This is a genomic window from Arthrobacter sp. StoSoilB5 (genome assembly GCF_019977235.1).
In the GTDB taxonomy this organism is placed as follows: Bacteria; Actinomycetota; Actinomycetes; order Actinomycetales; family Micrococcaceae; genus Arthrobacter.
The window spans coordinates 4,348,422-4,363,918 of record NZ_AP024646.1 but is presented as its reverse complement, the minus strand read 5'-3'; the positions used below and the strand labels follow the sequence as shown (position 1 = coordinate 4,363,918).

At 62.6% G+C, this 15,497-nt stretch carries 18 protein-coding genes; 9 read left to right on the top strand and 9 right to left on the bottom strand.

Annotated features, from left to right (window positions below):
- The first annotated feature begins 12 nt into the window (after positions 1-12).
- Positions 13-720 carry a redox-sensing transcriptional repressor Rex gene (locus LDN75_RS19730; RefSeq protein ID WP_223934385.1) on the top strand — a complete coding sequence of 236 codons (708 nt, stop codon included), beginning with the start codon at positions 13-15 and terminating at the stop codon, positions 718-720.
- A 42-nt stretch (positions 721-762) separates the two neighbouring features.
- Here LDN75_RS19730 and LDN75_RS19725 read toward each other — a convergent pair whose 3' ends face one another.
- The 3 genes from LDN75_RS19725 to LDN75_RS19715 form a co-directional block, all read right to left on the bottom strand.
- Positions 763-1,647, bottom strand: a complete 885-nt coding sequence (locus tag LDN75_RS19725; protein ID WP_223934384.1) for a hypothetical protein — start codon at positions 1,645-1,647, stop codon at positions 763-765.
- Positions 1,648-1,910: 263 nt separating this feature from the next.
- Positions 1,911-2,627, bottom strand: coding sequence for a hypothetical protein (locus LDN75_RS19720; protein WP_223934383.1), 717 nt, complete (start codon positions 2,625-2,627; stop codon positions 1,911-1,913).
- A gap of 181 nt (positions 2,628-2,808) precedes the next feature.
- Entirely contained in the window at positions 2,809-3,360 is a 552-nt protein-coding gene (locus tag LDN75_RS19715; protein WP_223937642.1) for a YceI family protein, read from the bottom strand.
- 215 nt (positions 3,361-3,575) lie between these two features.
- Here LDN75_RS19715 and LDN75_RS19710 point away from each other — a divergent pair, with 215 nt between their 5' ends.
- From LDN75_RS19710 to ccsB, 5 genes are read left to right on the top strand one after another with little or no spacing between them, the layout of a single operon-like run.
- A complete protein-coding gene (locus LDN75_RS19710; RefSeq protein ID WP_223934382.1) occupies positions 3,576-4,241 on the top strand; it encodes a histidine phosphatase family protein in 666 nt (221 codons plus the stop codon).
- A gap of 4 nt (positions 4,242-4,245) precedes the next feature.
- Positions 4,246-4,851 carry a TlpA disulfide reductase family protein gene (locus LDN75_RS19705; protein WP_223934381.1) on the top strand — a complete coding sequence of 202 codons (606 nt, stop codon included), beginning with the start codon at positions 4,246-4,248 and terminating at the stop codon, positions 4,849-4,851.
- A gap of 5 nt (positions 4,852-4,856) precedes the next feature.
- Entirely contained in the window at positions 4,857-5,612 is a 756-nt protein-coding gene (locus tag LDN75_RS19700; RefSeq protein WP_223934380.1) for a cytochrome c biogenesis protein CcdA, read from the top strand.
- On the top strand, positions 5,612-7,330 hold the full coding sequence (locus tag LDN75_RS19695) for a cytochrome c biogenesis protein ResB (protein ID WP_223934379.1): 1,719 nt from the start codon (positions 5,612-5,614) through the stop codon (positions 7,328-7,330). Before LDN75_RS19700 ends, LDN75_RS19695 begins: the two co-directional genes overlap by 1 nt.
- Positions 7,330-8,397, top strand: coding sequence for a c-type cytochrome biogenesis protein CcsB (gene ccsB / locus LDN75_RS19690; RefSeq protein WP_223934378.1), 1,068 nt, complete (start codon positions 7,330-7,332; stop codon positions 8,395-8,397). The genes LDN75_RS19695 and ccsB overlap by 1 nt, the downstream gene beginning before the upstream one ends.
- A 14-nt stretch (positions 8,398-8,411) precedes the next feature.
- Here ccsB and LDN75_RS19685 read toward each other — a convergent pair whose 3' ends face one another.
- Both LDN75_RS19685 and LDN75_RS19680 read right to left on the bottom strand, forming a co-directional pair.
- Entirely contained in the window at positions 8,412-8,924 is a 513-nt protein-coding gene (locus LDN75_RS19685; protein WP_223934377.1) for a hypothetical protein, read from the bottom strand.
- A gap of 104 nt (positions 8,925-9,028) precedes the next feature.
- Complete coding sequence (locus tag LDN75_RS19680; RefSeq protein ID WP_223934376.1) at positions 9,029-9,472, bottom strand: PLD nuclease N-terminal domain-containing protein; 444 nt, start codon at positions 9,470-9,472, stop codon at positions 9,029-9,031.
- An 87-nt stretch (positions 9,473-9,559) separates the two neighbouring features.
- Between LDN75_RS19680 and LDN75_RS19675 the strand changes: the two genes are divergently transcribed.
- Positions 9,560-9,871, top strand: coding sequence for a DUF4229 domain-containing protein (locus tag LDN75_RS19675; protein ID WP_223937641.1), 312 nt, complete (start codon positions 9,560-9,562; stop codon positions 9,869-9,871).
- Positions 9,872-9,887: 16 nt separating this feature from the next.
- Here the strand turns inward: LDN75_RS19675 and LDN75_RS19670 are convergent, their stop codons facing one another.
- From LDN75_RS19670 to LDN75_RS19655, 4 genes are all read right to left on the bottom strand, one after another.
- Positions 9,888-10,769, bottom strand: coding sequence for a 1,4-dihydroxy-2-naphthoate polyprenyltransferase (locus LDN75_RS19670; protein WP_223934375.1), 882 nt, complete (start codon positions 10,767-10,769; stop codon positions 9,888-9,890).
- A 60-nt stretch (positions 10,770-10,829) separates the two neighbouring features.
- The gene (locus LDN75_RS19665; protein ID WP_223934374.1) at positions 10,830-11,969 is read right to left on the bottom strand and encodes an AMP-binding protein; all 1,140 of its coding nucleotides are present in this window, start codon (positions 11,967-11,969) and stop codon (positions 10,830-10,832) included.
- 9 nt (positions 11,970-11,978) lie between these two features.
- Positions 11,979-12,941: a 1,4-dihydroxy-2-naphthoyl-CoA synthase gene (locus tag LDN75_RS19660; protein ID WP_223934373.1), complete on the bottom strand. Its 963-nt coding sequence runs from the start codon at positions 12,939-12,941 to the stop codon at positions 11,979-11,981.
- 97 nt (positions 12,942-13,038) lie between these two features.
- Entirely contained in the window at positions 13,039-13,767 is a 729-nt protein-coding gene (locus tag LDN75_RS19655; protein WP_223934372.1) for a CPBP family intramembrane glutamic endopeptidase, read from the bottom strand.
- Between the two features lie 51 nt (positions 13,768-13,818).
- On the opposite strand from LDN75_RS19655, the gene LDN75_RS19650 reads away from it, so the two are divergent.
- Complete coding sequence (locus tag LDN75_RS19650) at positions 13,819-14,763, top strand: metal ABC transporter substrate-binding protein (RefSeq protein ID WP_223937640.1); 945 nt, start codon at positions 13,819-13,821, stop codon at positions 14,761-14,763.
- Entirely contained in the window at positions 14,760-15,494 is a 735-nt protein-coding gene (locus LDN75_RS19645; RefSeq protein ID WP_223934371.1) for a metal ABC transporter ATP-binding protein, read from the top strand. Before LDN75_RS19650 ends, LDN75_RS19645 begins: the two co-directional genes overlap by 4 nt.
- Positions 15,495-15,497 lie beyond the last annotated feature (3 nt).

The window sequence follows — 15,497 nt, the reverse complement described above, 5'->3', positions numbered from 1 at the left end:
ACAAGCGACGCAATGGAGAAAACCGTGACTGCGCTGGAACCGTCCCCGGGGGCAACAAGCGGGGAAAACGAACCTGCCGCCAAGCAGATCCCGCCCGCGGCCGTGGCCCGGATGACTCTCTATTTGCGCGCGCTCAACTCCCTCCTGGCTGAAGGCGTGGAACGTGTCTCATCAGACGCGTTGGCCGAGGCTTCAGGCGTTAGCTCCTCCACGCTCCGCAAGGACCTCTCCTACGTGGGCTCGTACGGGACCCGCGGTGTGGGCTATGAAGTCCAGTACTTGAGCAGGCACATCGCAGCCGCACTTGGCCTGACGCACGACTGGAAGGTCGCGATCGTCGGTGCCGGTAACCTCGGCAAAGCCTTGGCACGGTATGGCGGCTTCGAGTCCCGGGGATTCGACGTCGTAGCTATCTTCGATGCGGACCCCATGGTGATCGGAAACGAGGTCGGTTGGTTGCGGGTCAGCGATTCGGCCGAACTGGAACGCGTCCTGGAACGCACCCACACCAACATGGTGGTGCTGGCTTTGCCGGCCACCGTGGCACAGGAAGTCTGCGATCGCGTCATCGCGGCGGGAATCCGGAGCATCCTGAGCTTTGCTCCGGTTCTCCTGCAGGTTCCCCCGCACGTCAACCTTCGGAAGGTGGACATGGCTACCGAGCTGCAGATCCTTGCCTACCACGCACAACGGGCGCAGACACCGGGTCAGGCTGTCTAGCCTTTCCGGGTCCGCGCCCGCTGTGGAACGAACTTCCGCGGTTTAGCGGCCGTAAGGGTTCTGGTAAGGGTTACCGAACGGCTGCGGCTTGCGGAAGTACGGAGCCGACGCCGGCAGGTACAGCAGGACGATCGCGGCAACTCCCAGCAGGATCACCAAGAGCTGCAGGATGCCGTACGTGGCGCCGAACTGGAACAATCCGGCGAGGCCCAGAACCGAGATAGCGGCGAAGACGGTCCCGAGGATCCTGGCCCAGTTCTTGCCCTTGCGGACCGGGAACGCAACCAGTGCGTAGAGGCCCAAGGACACGATGGCGCCGATGACTGCGGCAACAACAATGCCGCCGCGCATGCCCTCCAGGGAGCCCTCGGGGAATTCAGTGCCCTGCTGCGCAGCCTGCTGGATCATCGAGTTGATGAAGGCATCTGAGCCCGTGGTGGCCAGGATCAGCGAGCTGATGGCGGACAGGATTCCCGCTGCGATGATCATCCAGAAGGAGATGTTGACCAACTGCGGCACCGTCGCGGGTCCGGGCTGCTGGCTGGGCCAGTTGGTGTCCTGGCCGTACTGCGGAGCCTGCTGACCGTAGGGAGAAGGCTGCCCATATTGCGGTGCCTGCTGGCCGTACTGGGGACTCTGCTGACCGTATTGGGGTGCCGAGGGCTGACCATATTGGGGTGCCGCCGGGGATTGCTGGCCGTACTGCGGAGCGCTCGGCTGCTGGCCATATTGCGGTGCCTGCTGGCCGTACTGGGGACTCTGCTGACCATATTGGGGTGCCTGCTGGCCGTACTGGGGAGCTGAAGGCTGGCCGGGCTGTTCAGGCTTGTTGGCGTCACCGGTGTTGGCCTTGTTGGCATCGCCCGAGTTGGCGTCGCCCTTGTTGGCGTCCGCCGGGTTGGAGGGCGGGTATGGAGGGTTGCTCATGGCATTCCTTTGCTTGTTCGACTGCTGGTACGGCTGCCGGGATCAGCAAAAAGACCCTGCCCCCAGCCTGGTTCTGCTTCCACCGTACCTCCGCGGTCTGGTGCTGCGGATGATCACACGCAGGAATTTCCTGCTTCCGATGAAATCATCACGATGGCGTACGCCTTCATGATGAAGGCCGTGGTGGTCCATCGGACCACCACGGCCTTGCGCGCCTGCCGGGTCGTGCTCGATGCGAGGCCGACGGCGGTACTTATGCCCGGTTAGGCGGCGCCTTTTACTGCCTTGAACCACAGCTGCGAGTTCGGCAACCACATCATGACAACGGCCACTGCGCTGACGAAGAAGCCAAACCAGTTGCTACCCAGGCCTGTACCGGGTCCACCGGCGTTGATGGAGCCAAAGATAGCGAGCAAGAGCGAAACGGCGGCAAGGATGGTGAGGGCCAGCCGTGCCCATTCCTTGCCTTCCTTCATTTTCATGGCGAGTACTATCTGGGCGGCCGCGACAGCCAGGCTGATGATCAAGAGAACCAGGAGGAGTGCGGCGACGCCCGGCATGAAAGCGAACGCCGCGATGATGGCGAAGAGCCCAATGAGGCCAAAGAGGAGCCCAAGGAGCCCCGAGATGACCCAAATAAAGTAGGACACTTTGAGTTCGGTGGGCAGGCCCATGGTCTTGAAGAGACCCGAGAAACCACCTTGCGGTAGGACGTCATTGAAGTTGCGGGGCCCGTCGGTGGGCATTTCGAATCGGAAACCACCCGGTTGCCCGGGTTGCGTCGGCTGGCCTTGCTGACCTGGTCCAGGTTGCGAATACTGGCCGGGCTGCGAATATTGGCCGGGTTGCGACGGCGGCTGGTAGCCCTGGGGTGGTTGGTAGCCCTGCGGCGGTTGGTAACCCGCAGGAGGAACGTTGCCGGGCTGCTGAGGCTGAGCGCCGGGCTGCTGAGGCTCTGGTGCTTCATCTGGGTTACTCATGGCATCACTTTAGACCGCAGGTTGAAGGATGCATAGGAAATTCGGAGCTACTTCGCAGCGAACTACAGGGTGTTTGCCGAATAATCGCAGGGTGACTTCTGAGTATGCGAAACGGCGCCCCCACAGTGGAACTGTGGTGGGGCGCCGTTTGCTCGGGACCGCGGTATTAACTGCCTTGGAGTTAGGCAGCTGCCGGTGCGATGAAAGCGAGTTCGAGGTTGATGACAACCTTGTCGCTGACCAGGACGCCACCGGCTTCCAGAACTGCGTTCCAGGTGAGGCCGAAGTCCTTGCGGCTGATGGTGGTTTCGCCGGAGACGCCTGCACGGGTGTTGCCGAAGGGATCCACTGCGACGCCGTTGAACTCGGTTTCGATGGAAACTTCCTTGGTCACTCCCTTGATGGTGAGATCGCCCACAAGATCGAAGCCGTCGCCGTTGGACTTGACGTGGCGGGAGACGAACGTGATCTCCGGGTACTTCTCCACGTCGAAGAAGTCCTCGCCCTTGACGTGGCCATCGCGGTTGACGTCGCCGGAGTCAAAGCTCGCGGTCCGGATGGTTGCGTTGACTTTGGAGTCCGTGAGCGTCTCGCCGACTTCGAGGGTGGCTTCGGCATCCTTGAAGACGCCGCGGACCTTGCTGATACCTGCGTGGCGGACGGTGAAGCCGATCTCGCTGTGGGAGGCGTCGAGGGTCCAGATGCCGGTGGTGACGTTGGCGGGAAGGGTCATCATGATATTGCTCCTGTATGTAGTGGAAGGTACCGCTGGCTTGCCCGGTCGATTCGTTGATGCGTTTACTTGAAGCGTCAACCGAGCTTCGTGTCTAGTATAAACATGCATATGCATCTTTTATTCCAACTCTGCGGAACATTTCGAGAAAACTTTGAGTTCTACTAGCGGTAGAAGATTTCGGATCGCTCCGCTTCTTTGAGAAACTGGTAAACATGCCCCAAGCAACTGTCCATCTGCTTCGCCATGGCGAGGTCCATAATCCCGATGGCGTCCTGTACGGCCGGCTGCCTGAATTCCATCTCTCCGAGCGGGGCCGGGAGATGGCCCGCATGCTGGCCGAGCACTTCGCCGTCCGCGCCAGCGAGGGTGCCAAGATTGTCCACTTGGTCGCCTCGCCGCTCACGCGCGCCCAGGAAACGGCGATGCCAACTGCCGCGGCACTCCATCTCGACATCCATACGGACCCGAGGATCATCGAAGCGGAGAACCACTTCGAAGGACTCCACCCCACGCGTAGCGAATTTTTGAAGCCCAAGCACTGGTTCTATTTCCGGAACCCCATGCGTCCGTCGTGGGGCGAAGCTTACACAGAGCAAGCCGCGCGGGTCCTGGCTGCCGTCGAAGACGCCCGGATCAAGGCGATCGAACTGGGTGGTGACGGCGCTGAGGCCATCCTCGTCAGCCACCAACTGCCCATCTGGGCCACCCGCCTGTCCGCCGAGGGACGCCGGCTGGCGCACGATCCGCGCAAGCGCGAGTGCACCTTGACCTCCTTGACATCCCTGGTCCTCGACGACGACGGCAAAATTGTGCGGGTGGAGTACAGCGAGCCGGCTGCCGTGCTCCTTCCCGGTGCCGCCAGCACTCCGGGGGCTTAGGCAGATGGATAACAACCTTTCACGCCGTGGCGTGCTCACCGCCGGTGGCGTCCTGTTGGCGGGACTTACCATGGGCCTGTCGGCCTGCGCCCAGAAGGATTCCCTCGCCGAGCAAGCCCGCAAAGGCGACAACAAGAACTATGTGGCCGGGGACGGGTCCGTCACCGAGTTCGCCAAAGCGGACCGTGCTGCCCCCGTGGCGCTCAAGGGCACACTCTTTAATGGGACCACCGTCAACCCCGAAGACCTCAAGGGCAAGGTCACCGTCTTGAACTTTTGGTTCGCGGCCTGTGCCCCCTGCCGCGTCGAAGCTCCCCAGCTTGAAGCCCTGCACCAGGACTTCAAGGATCAAGGCGTTCAATTCTTCGGAGTTAACCTCCGTGATGAGAAAGCCACCGCGGATGCCTTCGACAAGACCTTCAACCTCACCTACCCGAGCTTCAACGACAAAGACGGGGCCGTTCTGCTGTCCGTGTCCGGAATTGTGCCTCCGGGTGCAGTGCCCACCACATTGGTCCTGGACAAGGACGGCAAGGTTGCCTCCCGTGTCCTCGGCGAAATTGAGAAGAGCACTTTGAAGGCCCTCATTACCTCCGCAGTAGCTGAGTAGTACCGATGAACAGTCCTTTCGCCGAGACGATCCTGAATGGATCATTGCTGCTTGCCGTGCCGGTTGCGCTGCTGGCCGGACTCGTCTCGTTCCTTTCGCCGTGCGTGCTGCCGCTCGTCCCCGGTTACCTTGGGTACGTGACCGGCCTGACCGGCGTCGACCTCCAGAAGCAGCGGCGGGGCCGCATGCTGGCCGGTATTGGGCTGTTCGTCCTGGGCTTCTCGGTGATCTTCGTCCTCCTGGGTGGTGCGTTCGGCCAACTCGGGACCCTCCTGACAGGTCCGCAGAATGCTTGGATCACCCAACTGCTGGGCATTCTGGTAATCCTCATGGGCATCGTCTTTATGGGTGGCTTTGGTTGGTTACAGCGGGACGCCAAGATCCATGCCAAGCCGCCCGCCGGGCTGTGGGGTGCGCCGCTTCTTGGACTGACGTTCGGGCTGGGCTGGGCCCCGTGCATCGGCCCCACATACTCCGCGGTACAGTTGCTGAGCCTGTCCGGCGGATCCTCGGCGGCCAAGGGTGCGCTTTTGGCCTTCGTCTACAGCCTTGGCCTGGGTATTCCGTTCCTCCTGATTGCCCTTGCCGTCCGGCGGGGAATGGGCGTCATGTCCTTCTTCCGCACGCACCGCCTGGCGATCCAGCGGATAGGCGGAGGCATCCTGATTTTGCTCGGCATCCTGATGGCCACCGGCGTGTGGGGAACCTGGGTGACTGAGTTGCAGTACTGGTTCCAAACCGATGTGAAGTTGCCAATCTGATGAGCGAGTCCGTGAAAGCCAAGAAGAAGTCACCAGCCGCTGAAAGCACGAACACCAACGCAGCGCAAGGAAAGCTCCAGCAGGCCAAGGCCGAGGCCGCGCTGCCCTCCTTGGGCATCCTGGGCATGCTTCGGTGGGCTTGGACCCAGCTGACGAGCATGCGCACGGCGTTGTTCCTGCTGCTCCTGTTGGCTGTTGGTGCCGTACCCGGGTCCCTGTTCCCGCAGCGCGCGGCCAATCCGGCAGTTGTCACCCAGTACATCAAGGACAACCCGTCCTATGGCCAGGTGCTCGACGCATTGCAGCTCTACGACGTCTACTCCTCGGCGTGGTTCTCCGCCATCTACATTCTGCTGTTTATCTCCTTGATCGGCTGCGTCACCCCCCGCGCCATCGCGCATTACAAAGCGATGAAGTCACAGCCGCCGCGCACTCCCAAGCGCCTTTCGCGCCTGCCGGAGTACGGCACCTTGGCGCTGCCCGCCGACGCCGGGATCCCGGCGTCGAAGGCCATCAACGACGCCGCTGGACTGCTCAAGAAGCGCGGCTACCGCGTGGAGGTCAGGGACGTCGACGGCGACCTCCCGTCCTTGGGTGCCGAACGCGGTTTCCTGAAGGAAGTCGGCAACCTGGTCTTCCATACTTCGTTGATCGGCGTGCTGGTTTCCGTGGCGATTGGCGGCCTGTTCGGGTACAGCGGCCAACGGATCCTGGTGGAAGGTGACACGTTCGTCAATACGCTGGTGGGCTACGACCAATTCACGCCGGGGACCAACTTCCAGAGCAGTTCGCTGCAGCCTTACTCCATCCAGTTGGACAAATTCGAGGCCACGTTCGACCGCGAATCGCCGAAGAAGTTTGGCCAGCCCATCGACTACACCGCCGAGGTCACCACCAAGGAAACTCCGGATTCGCCGGCCAAGAAGGAAGTTCTCAAGGTCAACGATCCCATCTCGTTGGGTGGCACCAGCCTCTACCTCACCGGAAACGGCTACGCACCCGTGGTGACCGTCCGCGATGGTGAAGGGAACATTGCTTTCCAGGGTCCGGTCACGGCCAAGGTCCAGGGCGATAACTACTACTCATCCGTGGTCATCAAGGTCCCGGACGGCAAGCCGGACCAGCTTGCTTTCCAAGGCTTCTTCCTGCCCACGGCCTTCAAATCCGAGAACGGCATTTCGTTCAGCGGCGATCCAGAACTCATCAACCCACAGTTGAGCCTTGATTCCTATTACGGCGATCTCGGCTTGGACAAGGGCGTGCCCCAGAACGTCTTCGAGCTGGACGTCAGGAACCTCACCCAGCTCAACGGCCGGAAACTCGAAGCCGGCGGAATCACGCTTGCCCCAGGCATGACGAAAACACTGCCGGACGGCAGGGGCAGCATCAGCTTCGACGGAGTCAAGAAGTACATTGGCGTGGACGTCCACCACAACCCGGGCCAGCTGTATGCGTTGATCTTCGGGTTGCTGGCCGTCGCAGGTTTGGTCACGTCCCTTTACGTCAACCGCCGCCGCGTCTGGGTCCGCACTGGAACCCATGAGGACGGCCGCACCATGGTGGAATACGGCCTGCTCGCCCGAGGCGAAGACCACCGGCTGGCCGGCGAAGCAGCAGCCCTCCACGAACTCTTTGCCAGGGAATGGCAGCTCCCCTCTGGCTCCGGTGACCCAGCAACAACCCCCACAGTCTCTTCCCCAACCTCGAAGGACCAGTAATGCCCGTCATCAACGAAACCCTGGGCCAGTACAGCGAGCTGTTCATGCTGCTGGCCGCCGGCACGTACACCGTGGCGTTTATCGCATTTGCCTGGGACCTGGCCAAGAGCAGCAAGGCACTGCGTGCAATCGACTTGAAGGCCGCTGCCAGCTCTCCTTCGGAGAAGGTGGCCGTAGCGGCTGGTCGCGCCAGCGGAGACTTGGGAGGGGCCGACGCCGGTGGGCCGGCTGGCCGGGCTGAGCGTCCGACGTCGGGCCTCACCGTTGAAGGAGGCACGGCGGCAGGCGACATGAAGTACGCAGCCGAACGCCGCGTGCCCGCCCGTGTGGCAGTGGCGTTGACGGTGCTGGGCGTGCTCATTCACGGCGCGGGCGTTGTGACCCGTGCATTGGGCGCAGGCCGCGTGCCGTGGGGCAACATGTATGAGTTCCTCACCACCGGCGCTTTCGTGGCCGTGGCCGTCTTCCTCATCGTGCTCATCCGCCGGGACCTGCGGTTCCTTGGTACGTTCGTCATCGGCCTGGCCATCATCATGCTCGTTGCCGCCTCCATATCCTTCTGGACTCCGGTGGGCCACCTGGTGCCGGCTTTGCAGAGCTACTGGCTGGTCATTCACGTGTCCATCGCAGTGCTGTCCTCCGCCCTGTTCACCCTGACGTTCGCCATGTCTGCGCTGCAGCTGGTTCAGTCGTACCGGCAGAAGAACCTGGCCGCCGGCCGTGCGGACAATCTTGGCTTCATGCGGGTGGTTCCAAATGCCTTGAGCTTGGAGAACCTTTCCTACCGCATCAATGCGATTGCGTTCATTGGCTGGACGTTTACGCTCATGTTCGGTGCTATCTGGGCCGAAAAGGCATGGGGCAGGTTCTGGGGCTGGGACCCCAAGGAAGTGTGGACGTTCGTTATTTGGGTGGTCTACGCCGGCTACCTCCACGCCCGGGCTACACGTGGTTGGACAGGAACCCGCGCAGCGTGGTTGTCGATCGTCGGTTACGCATGCGTGATCATCAACTTCACACTCGTGAACACGGTCTTTAACGGCCTGCACTCGTACTCCGGGCTCTGAGCCGAGAGGACGCGTTAGATTTCTGTCGCGCGCCGGCGTCCGCTGAGCAGCCAGGCGGTAGTGGAGGGCAAGAACAACAGCACCAGCGCCACGGCTGCCAACACGTACTGCGCAGCGAGCAACACGGTAGACAGGATGCCGTCGCTCCCCGGAGCTACCACGAAGTCGGAGGTGACCACCGTGACCACGGCGTGCAGGAGGATCACGGGCGCCAGCAGCCAGCGCGCCCAGCTCCGCCGCTTGAATGCGACGGCCAGCAGGACCGCCTCCATCGCGACCACCAGCGCCAGCATGGCCAGGCTTCCCAGGAACACGACGGCGGTTGCGCCCTCGATTGCCTGGGTGTCGCCATCAGGGACCATGCCTGCGATGACGCCTTCCAGGTTGTCAATGTGCGAGTCGCGGGAAAGGAAACTGGTGAGGACAACGGCGATCCCGGCGGCGAAGCTCGCTACCCACAACCACCTGGACAGCAGTGCTGGGCCCGGTGGGCGCACGACGCCGTCAATGTGAGGCGGAGTAGACATGGAAACGCCGGGGCGGGGCGGCGGCGTGGACGTTGGTGGCCCGCCAATGGATGACACGGTAGTGAATGACTGCCGCGATCCATCAGCCTGCTGGGCCACGTTCCCTACTTCAGTTCGTCGGTGTCATGGGGATCCGGCTCGCCGCGCTTGGCATCGCCGGAGTTGTATCCGGGGGCTTTGTTGCCGTGGCTGCCCTCCGCACCATCAGTACCGTTGAGCTTCCGCTCCTTGGCTTCGAGCTCTGCTTTGAGCTTCTTGAGACGCTCTTCTTCGGCCGTGTTCCGTCGGCGGGTTTCAAGGTTGCGGAGGAACTCGGGGTCATCGTCCGGTGCGGTGGGGTGGCGGCGGATGGGCTGTGCCGATGGCTTGCCATAGGGCCGGCCGAAGATAAACCAGAGGACCGCACCCAGGAGCGGCAGGACGATCATGACGACGATCCATGCCGGCTTGGAGATGCCGCGCGTCAACCTGCCATCGGTGCGGATAACATCCACGAGGGCGTAGACGAAGATAACAAGGACGACGACGACGCCAACAACCCGGAGCATGCACCAAGTCTAGTCTCCGGAAGGCGTTCACTGGACGCCTGCTTCCGGCTGTGATCAGAGTGCAACCATCCGGGCGGCTAAACTGGGATAGTGGCTTTCCTGAAGTATTCCCTCATCCGTTTGGCGCTGTTTGTGCCGCTGTTCGTCCTGTTCGCCTTTTTGCAGGTGGGCTGGATCCTGGCGGTGATCTTCGCGGGGTTGATCGCGTTCGCCATCAGCTACCTCTTCTTCCAGAAGCAGCGCGACGCTGCCACGGCGGCCATGCGGGAGCGTTTTTCCGGCCGCGCCAAGCCCATCCGCACTGCTGGCGAGGTTGAAGACGCCGAGGCGGAGGATGGCCTGGTGGAGCAGAACCCGGACATCGTCGTCAATAACGACAAACGCCCGGGTTCCAAGTAGGTTTCCGTACAGAAACTCAGAAGCCGCGGCTCAGGATCAGGCCGAGCGAGAACAGCAGGCTGTAACCAAGGTTGATCAGGCCGGTCTGCTTGAGCACGGGGATGAGGCTCTTGCGCTTCTTGCCGTTGACCATCAGCCAAGCAGGCATCAGGCACGCGGGAATGAGCAAGAGGACGATCAACATCCAAGGCTTGGTGGGCGCCAGAACGATCACCAGCAGGATGGCGACTGCCAACATCAGCACATAACTCTCGCGGGCGTGCCTGTCTCCCAGGCGCACAGCCAAAGTGCGTTTTCCGGCCGCGGCATCCGTAGGAATATCCCGGACGTTGTTGGCCATCAGCAGGGCGCAGGCGATGAGTCCTGTGCCGATCGCGCCAATGACTGCTGCGAGGCTGACCTGTCCCGCTTGGGTGTAAGTGGTGCCGAGCGTTGCCACGAGTCCGAAGAACACGAAAACGAAGACGTCGCCCAAGCCAAGGTAGCCGTAGGGGTTTTTGCCACCCGTGTAGCCCCAGGCCGCCAGGACGCAACCGATGCCCACCAGGATCAGCCACCAGGTCTGGGTGATGATGACCAGGATCAGCCCGCACACCATGGCCGCGCCGAAAAGTCCGAAGGCCGCCCATTTCACTTGCTCGGGTTTGGCGAGTCTGGAGCCAACCAGGCGCAGCGGCCCCACACGGTCTTCGTCCGTGCCACGGATGCCGTCCGAGTAGTCATTGGCGTAATTGACGCCCACTTGGAGCAGGAGCGCCACGAGCGCCGCCAGGATCGCGTTCGGCAGCCGGAAAGCATGGAGCTCGAACGCCGCTGCCGAACCGATCAGTACGGGGGCGATCGCCGCGGGCAGTGTGCGGAGCCGGGCTCCTTGAATCCATTGTGCAGCTGTCGCCACGTGTAGTACCTCGTGTATTTCGCGTTGATCTTTAGTCACAGTCATCAGGGCAGAACGTGTCTATTGTCCCTGATGCGCGGTGGAAAGCTGTTCGATCATGGCCAGCCTGTCCGGTTTTCCGTTGGGCAGCATCGGCAATTCCTTGTCGGCAACCACGGTCTTGGGAGCCAAAACCCCCAAAGCTGCTTCCCGGCGGGCCGTAAACCCCTTCAGGCCTTCCGGCGACGGATCGGTCATGGCCACGTAAGCCGCCACGGCCTGGCCCCACTCGCGCGATGGGACACCAGCCACGAAAGCCGCGGTGACGCCGTCGAGCTCTTCCAGCTTGCTTTGGATGTATGCGGCCGAGGCCTTGACGCCGCCGGTGATGATGACGTCGTCGGCACGGCCCAGGACGGTGAGCTTGCCGTCGTCGGCAACTTCGCCGAGGTCCCCGGTTACGTACCAACGCACGCCATCCTCCTCGAAGAAGGCGGATTTTGTGGCGCGCGGGGAGTCAAGGTAGCCCACCGCCACCGTCTCGCCGCCCAGCAGGATGCGGCCTTCCAACTCGCCGTCCCCGATGCGGACCTCGACGCCGTCCAGCGGCTCGCCGTCATAGACGCACCCGCCGCACGTCTCGGCGGAGCCGTACGTGGTGACGACGTTCAGGCCTTCCGCGCGGGCATTTGCCAGCAGCTCAGCCGACGCCGGCGCGCCACCCAGCAGTATGGCGTTGAAGCGGCGCAGGACGGCCAGAGTCTCCGGGGCGGGTGAGTCCAGGAGCCGCTGGAGCTGGGTAGGCACCAGCGACGTGAAGCGGATCTTGTCCGTCAGTTCCCCGGCGGCAGCGGTGAATGCCTCGGGCGTGAAGCCGTTCGACTGGTCCATCACCCAAGGCCGTGTCCCTGCGTAGAGCGAGCGAACGAGGACCTGGACACCGGCCACATACTGCAGGGGGAGGGCGAGCAGCCACTGTCCTTCGCCGCGCAATGCCATGGCCGTGGCCACGGAGGAGGCCGCCAAGGCATCCACAGTGAGGACGGTAGCCTTTGGCGTGCCAGTGGAGCCGGAGGTTCGGACCACAACTGCGGCCTCTTCCACTCCGGTCTCTACGGGAACGGCTTCAGGCTGGCCGTCCTCGTGAACCACAATTTCGACGGCGGGACCCTCGCCATGCAGGGCAGCGGCCAGTGCTTTGAGTACGGGATCGATGTCCACGGGGGAGTCCTAGAAGTAGTAGGGGAAGTTGGACCAGTCGGGGTCGCGCTTTTGGAGGAAGGCTTCCTTGCCCTCCACGGCCTCGTCCGTCATGTAGGCCAGCCGCGTTGCCTCCCCGGCGAAGACTTGCTGGCCGGCCAGGCCGTCGTCGGCCAGGTTGAACGCGAACTTCAGCATGCGGATGGCCTGCGGGGACTGTCGGGCGATATCCGCCGCGTACTCCAGTGCAACCTCCTCAAGGCGCGCGTGGTCCACGGCCTCGTTGACCGCGCCCATGCGGACCATGTCCTCGGCGGAATATTCACGGGCCAGGAAGAAGATCTCCCGCGCGGCTTTCTGCCCGATCTGGCGGGCCAGCAGCGCAGAGCCGTATCCGGCGTCGAAACTTCCTACCGTGGCGTCCGTCTGCTTGAACTTGCCGTGCTCGCGCGAGGCGATGGTGAGGTCGCTGACGACGTGCAGCGAGTGGCCGCCGCCGGCCGCCCAACCGTTGACGACGGCGATGACCACCTTGGGCATGGTGCGCATGAGCCGCTGGACTTCCAGGATGTGGAGGCGGCCGGCACGGGCGGGGTCGATGAATTCAGCGGAATCACCTGCAGCGCCTTCTACTTGGTAGCGGTAGCCGTCGCGGCCCCGGATGCGCTGGTCGCCGCCCGAACAGAACGAGTGCCCGCCGTCCTTCTCCGAGGGTCCGTTGCCCGTGAGCAGGACCGTGGCGACGTCCGGCGTCATGCGGGCGTGGTCCATGGCGCGGTAAAGCTCGTCCACAGTTCCCGGACGGAACGCGTTGCGGACTTCGGGGCGGTTGAAGGCGATGCGTACAGTGGGCAGGTCCTTGACCGTGCCATCCGCAGAACGCTCAACCTGCCGGTGGTACGTCATGTCCTTGAAGTCGTCAAAGCCGGAAACGGTGCGCCAGCGTGAGGGGTCAAAGATGTCGGAAACCTTGGCAGGGAGATGGTTGTTCACAGTCCGAGTCTAGTAATGGCCTTGGCTGATGCCGAACTCGCGGCCTTGGGCGGGCCATTGTGGGTCTTGGCGCTCTTGCTTAATCCCGGGCTGTTGCTTAATTGGGGAGGAAGTCCGGCGGGATCCCATAAATGAGGACCACTGCCAGGAGGTTCTTGGCCGCATGGACAAGGTAGGAGAACATCAGGTTCTTTCCCGTCCACACGTATACCGCCACCAGCACCAGGGCCATGCCGAGATAGGGCGCCAAGGCCGGCAACGCCAGCCCCTCCCGGCCCACCACATGGATCGATGCGAAAGCTCCCACCGAGATGGCACTGCAGATCCAAATATTCACGAACTGGGACAGCTTGCCGATCAGCAGGTGCCGGAACAAGTACTCCTCCACGAACGGCCCCAGGACCACCAACAGCGGAACCATCATCCAGGCCGGTACGCGCTGGAGGAGGTCTTGGATGCCCAACTGGTTTTCGGAAGCCTGCGCGGTGCCGAGGGCCGCAACCAGTAGGGCGGTCACGATCAGCATGACCACCACCGCAAGCGGGACCATGCCTAGAGTGAACCAGGGGCGTGTGCCAAGGATCTTGAGGTCGCGGCCAGCGACGCGCCAAGCGGAGGCCAAGGCGAAAATCCCGACGGCGGCATAAAAGACCGCGTTAACGGCATAGGACGCTGTGGCAGGGTCAGGGAAAAGCTGGAGCATCATTCGCTCTACTGATTCGCCCGCGAAGGTGAAGTAGACCGTGAACCCCAGGTAGGCAGCTATGGCCACGGCGTCCGGGGCGTTAAACCGGTAAAGCCTCGCCCGCGTCGAAATGGTGCCCATATGACCAGCCTATCTTTGCTGCGTGGCCCGGGCTTGGCTACAATTTTCGGTATGCCTAACTTTCCGTTTCGGCGCGCCAAAGTTGTCCGCCGTTTCGCTGCCCTACTGACCGCATCCGCTCTCGTGCTCGGGGTGTCCGCCTGTGGAGGGAATTCCTCTGCCGGGGGTGATGACAAGCCCGTTGTCCTGACCACGTTTACCGTGTTGGCCGACGTCGCCAAAAACGTTGCGGGTGACAAGCTCCGCGTGGAATCCATCACCAAGGCCGGAGCTGAAATCCATGGCTACGAACCCACTCCCGGGGACATTCGCAAGGCTGCCCAAGCCGACCTCATCCTGGATAACGGGCTTAACCTCGAAGCATGGTTTTCCCAATTCGTGGAAGGGCTCGACGTTCCCCACGCAGTGGTCAGTGACGGCGTGAAGGTCATGCCCATCGCAGAAGACTCCTACCAGGGAAAACCGAACCCGCACGCATGGATGTCCCCCAGCAACGTCCAGATCTACGCCAACAACATGGCCAAGGCTTTCGCCAAACTGGACCCGGCCCACGCCAGCGAGTTTGAAGCCAATGCCAAGGCCTACAACGCTCAACTGCAGACCGTCCAGGATGAGATGGTCTCCAAGCTCTCCGTGCTGCCGGAAGCACACCGGGCGCTTGTGACCTGCGAGGGCGCATTCTCCTACCTCGCCCGGGATGCCGGACTCAAGGAGGTCTACATCTGGGCTGTGAACGCTGAGCAGCAAGCCACGCCCCAGCAGATCGCGCGGGCCATCGAATTCGTCAAAGACAACCAGGTCCCGGCAGTGTTCTGCGAATCCACCGTCTCAGACGCCCCCATGCGTCAGGTCGTTGGCGCCACCGGGGCCACATTCGGCGGCGTCCTTTACGTTGACTCGCTATCGGAGGCAGACGGTCCCGTTCCCACATATTTGGACCTTATCCGCCACGATGCGAAGACCATCACCACAGCACTGGCAGGAGGAACGTCATGAGCAGCCCCGCGATCGTCGTCGAGAATGTCACGGTCCACTATGGCGAGGTTCTGGCCCTGGACTCCGCGTCCCTTACCTTGGACCACTCCCGTATCTGTGGATTGGTTGGCATGAACGGCTCCGGCAAGTCCACGCTGTTCAAGACCATCATGGGCATGGTGAAACCAGACTCCGGGCGGGTTCTCATCAACGGTCACCCGCCCATGAAGACCCGCAAGGAAGCCGGCATCGGCTATGTCCCGCAGAGTGAGGACGTGGACTGGGCATTTCCCTTGTCCGTCCGGGATGTGGTGATGATGGGCCGCTATGGGCACCTGGGCTTCACCCGCCGCCCACGGAAGGTGGACCGGGACGCCGTCGAACAAGCCCTGGAACGGGTGGAGCTTGGCGAATTCGCCGACCGCCAAATCGGCCAGCTGTCCGGCGGGCAGAAGAAGCGCGCCTTCGTGGCCCGGGGCATCGCCCAAGGCGCCACCATGATGCTGCTGGATGAACCCTTCGCCGGAGTGGACAAGCGATCGGAAGCCACCATTACAAGGCTCTTGCGTGAACTTGCCGCTGACGGCGCCACGATCCTCATCTCCACCCACGATCTCCACGCCCTCCCGCAGCTCTGCGATGAGGCCGTGCTCCTGATGCGTAAAGTGCTGATGCATGGCAGCCCGGACGTGGTCCTGCAACCTGAAAATCTGGCTATGGCATTCGGCCTCGACGTGATGAACAGGGGCTAAGCC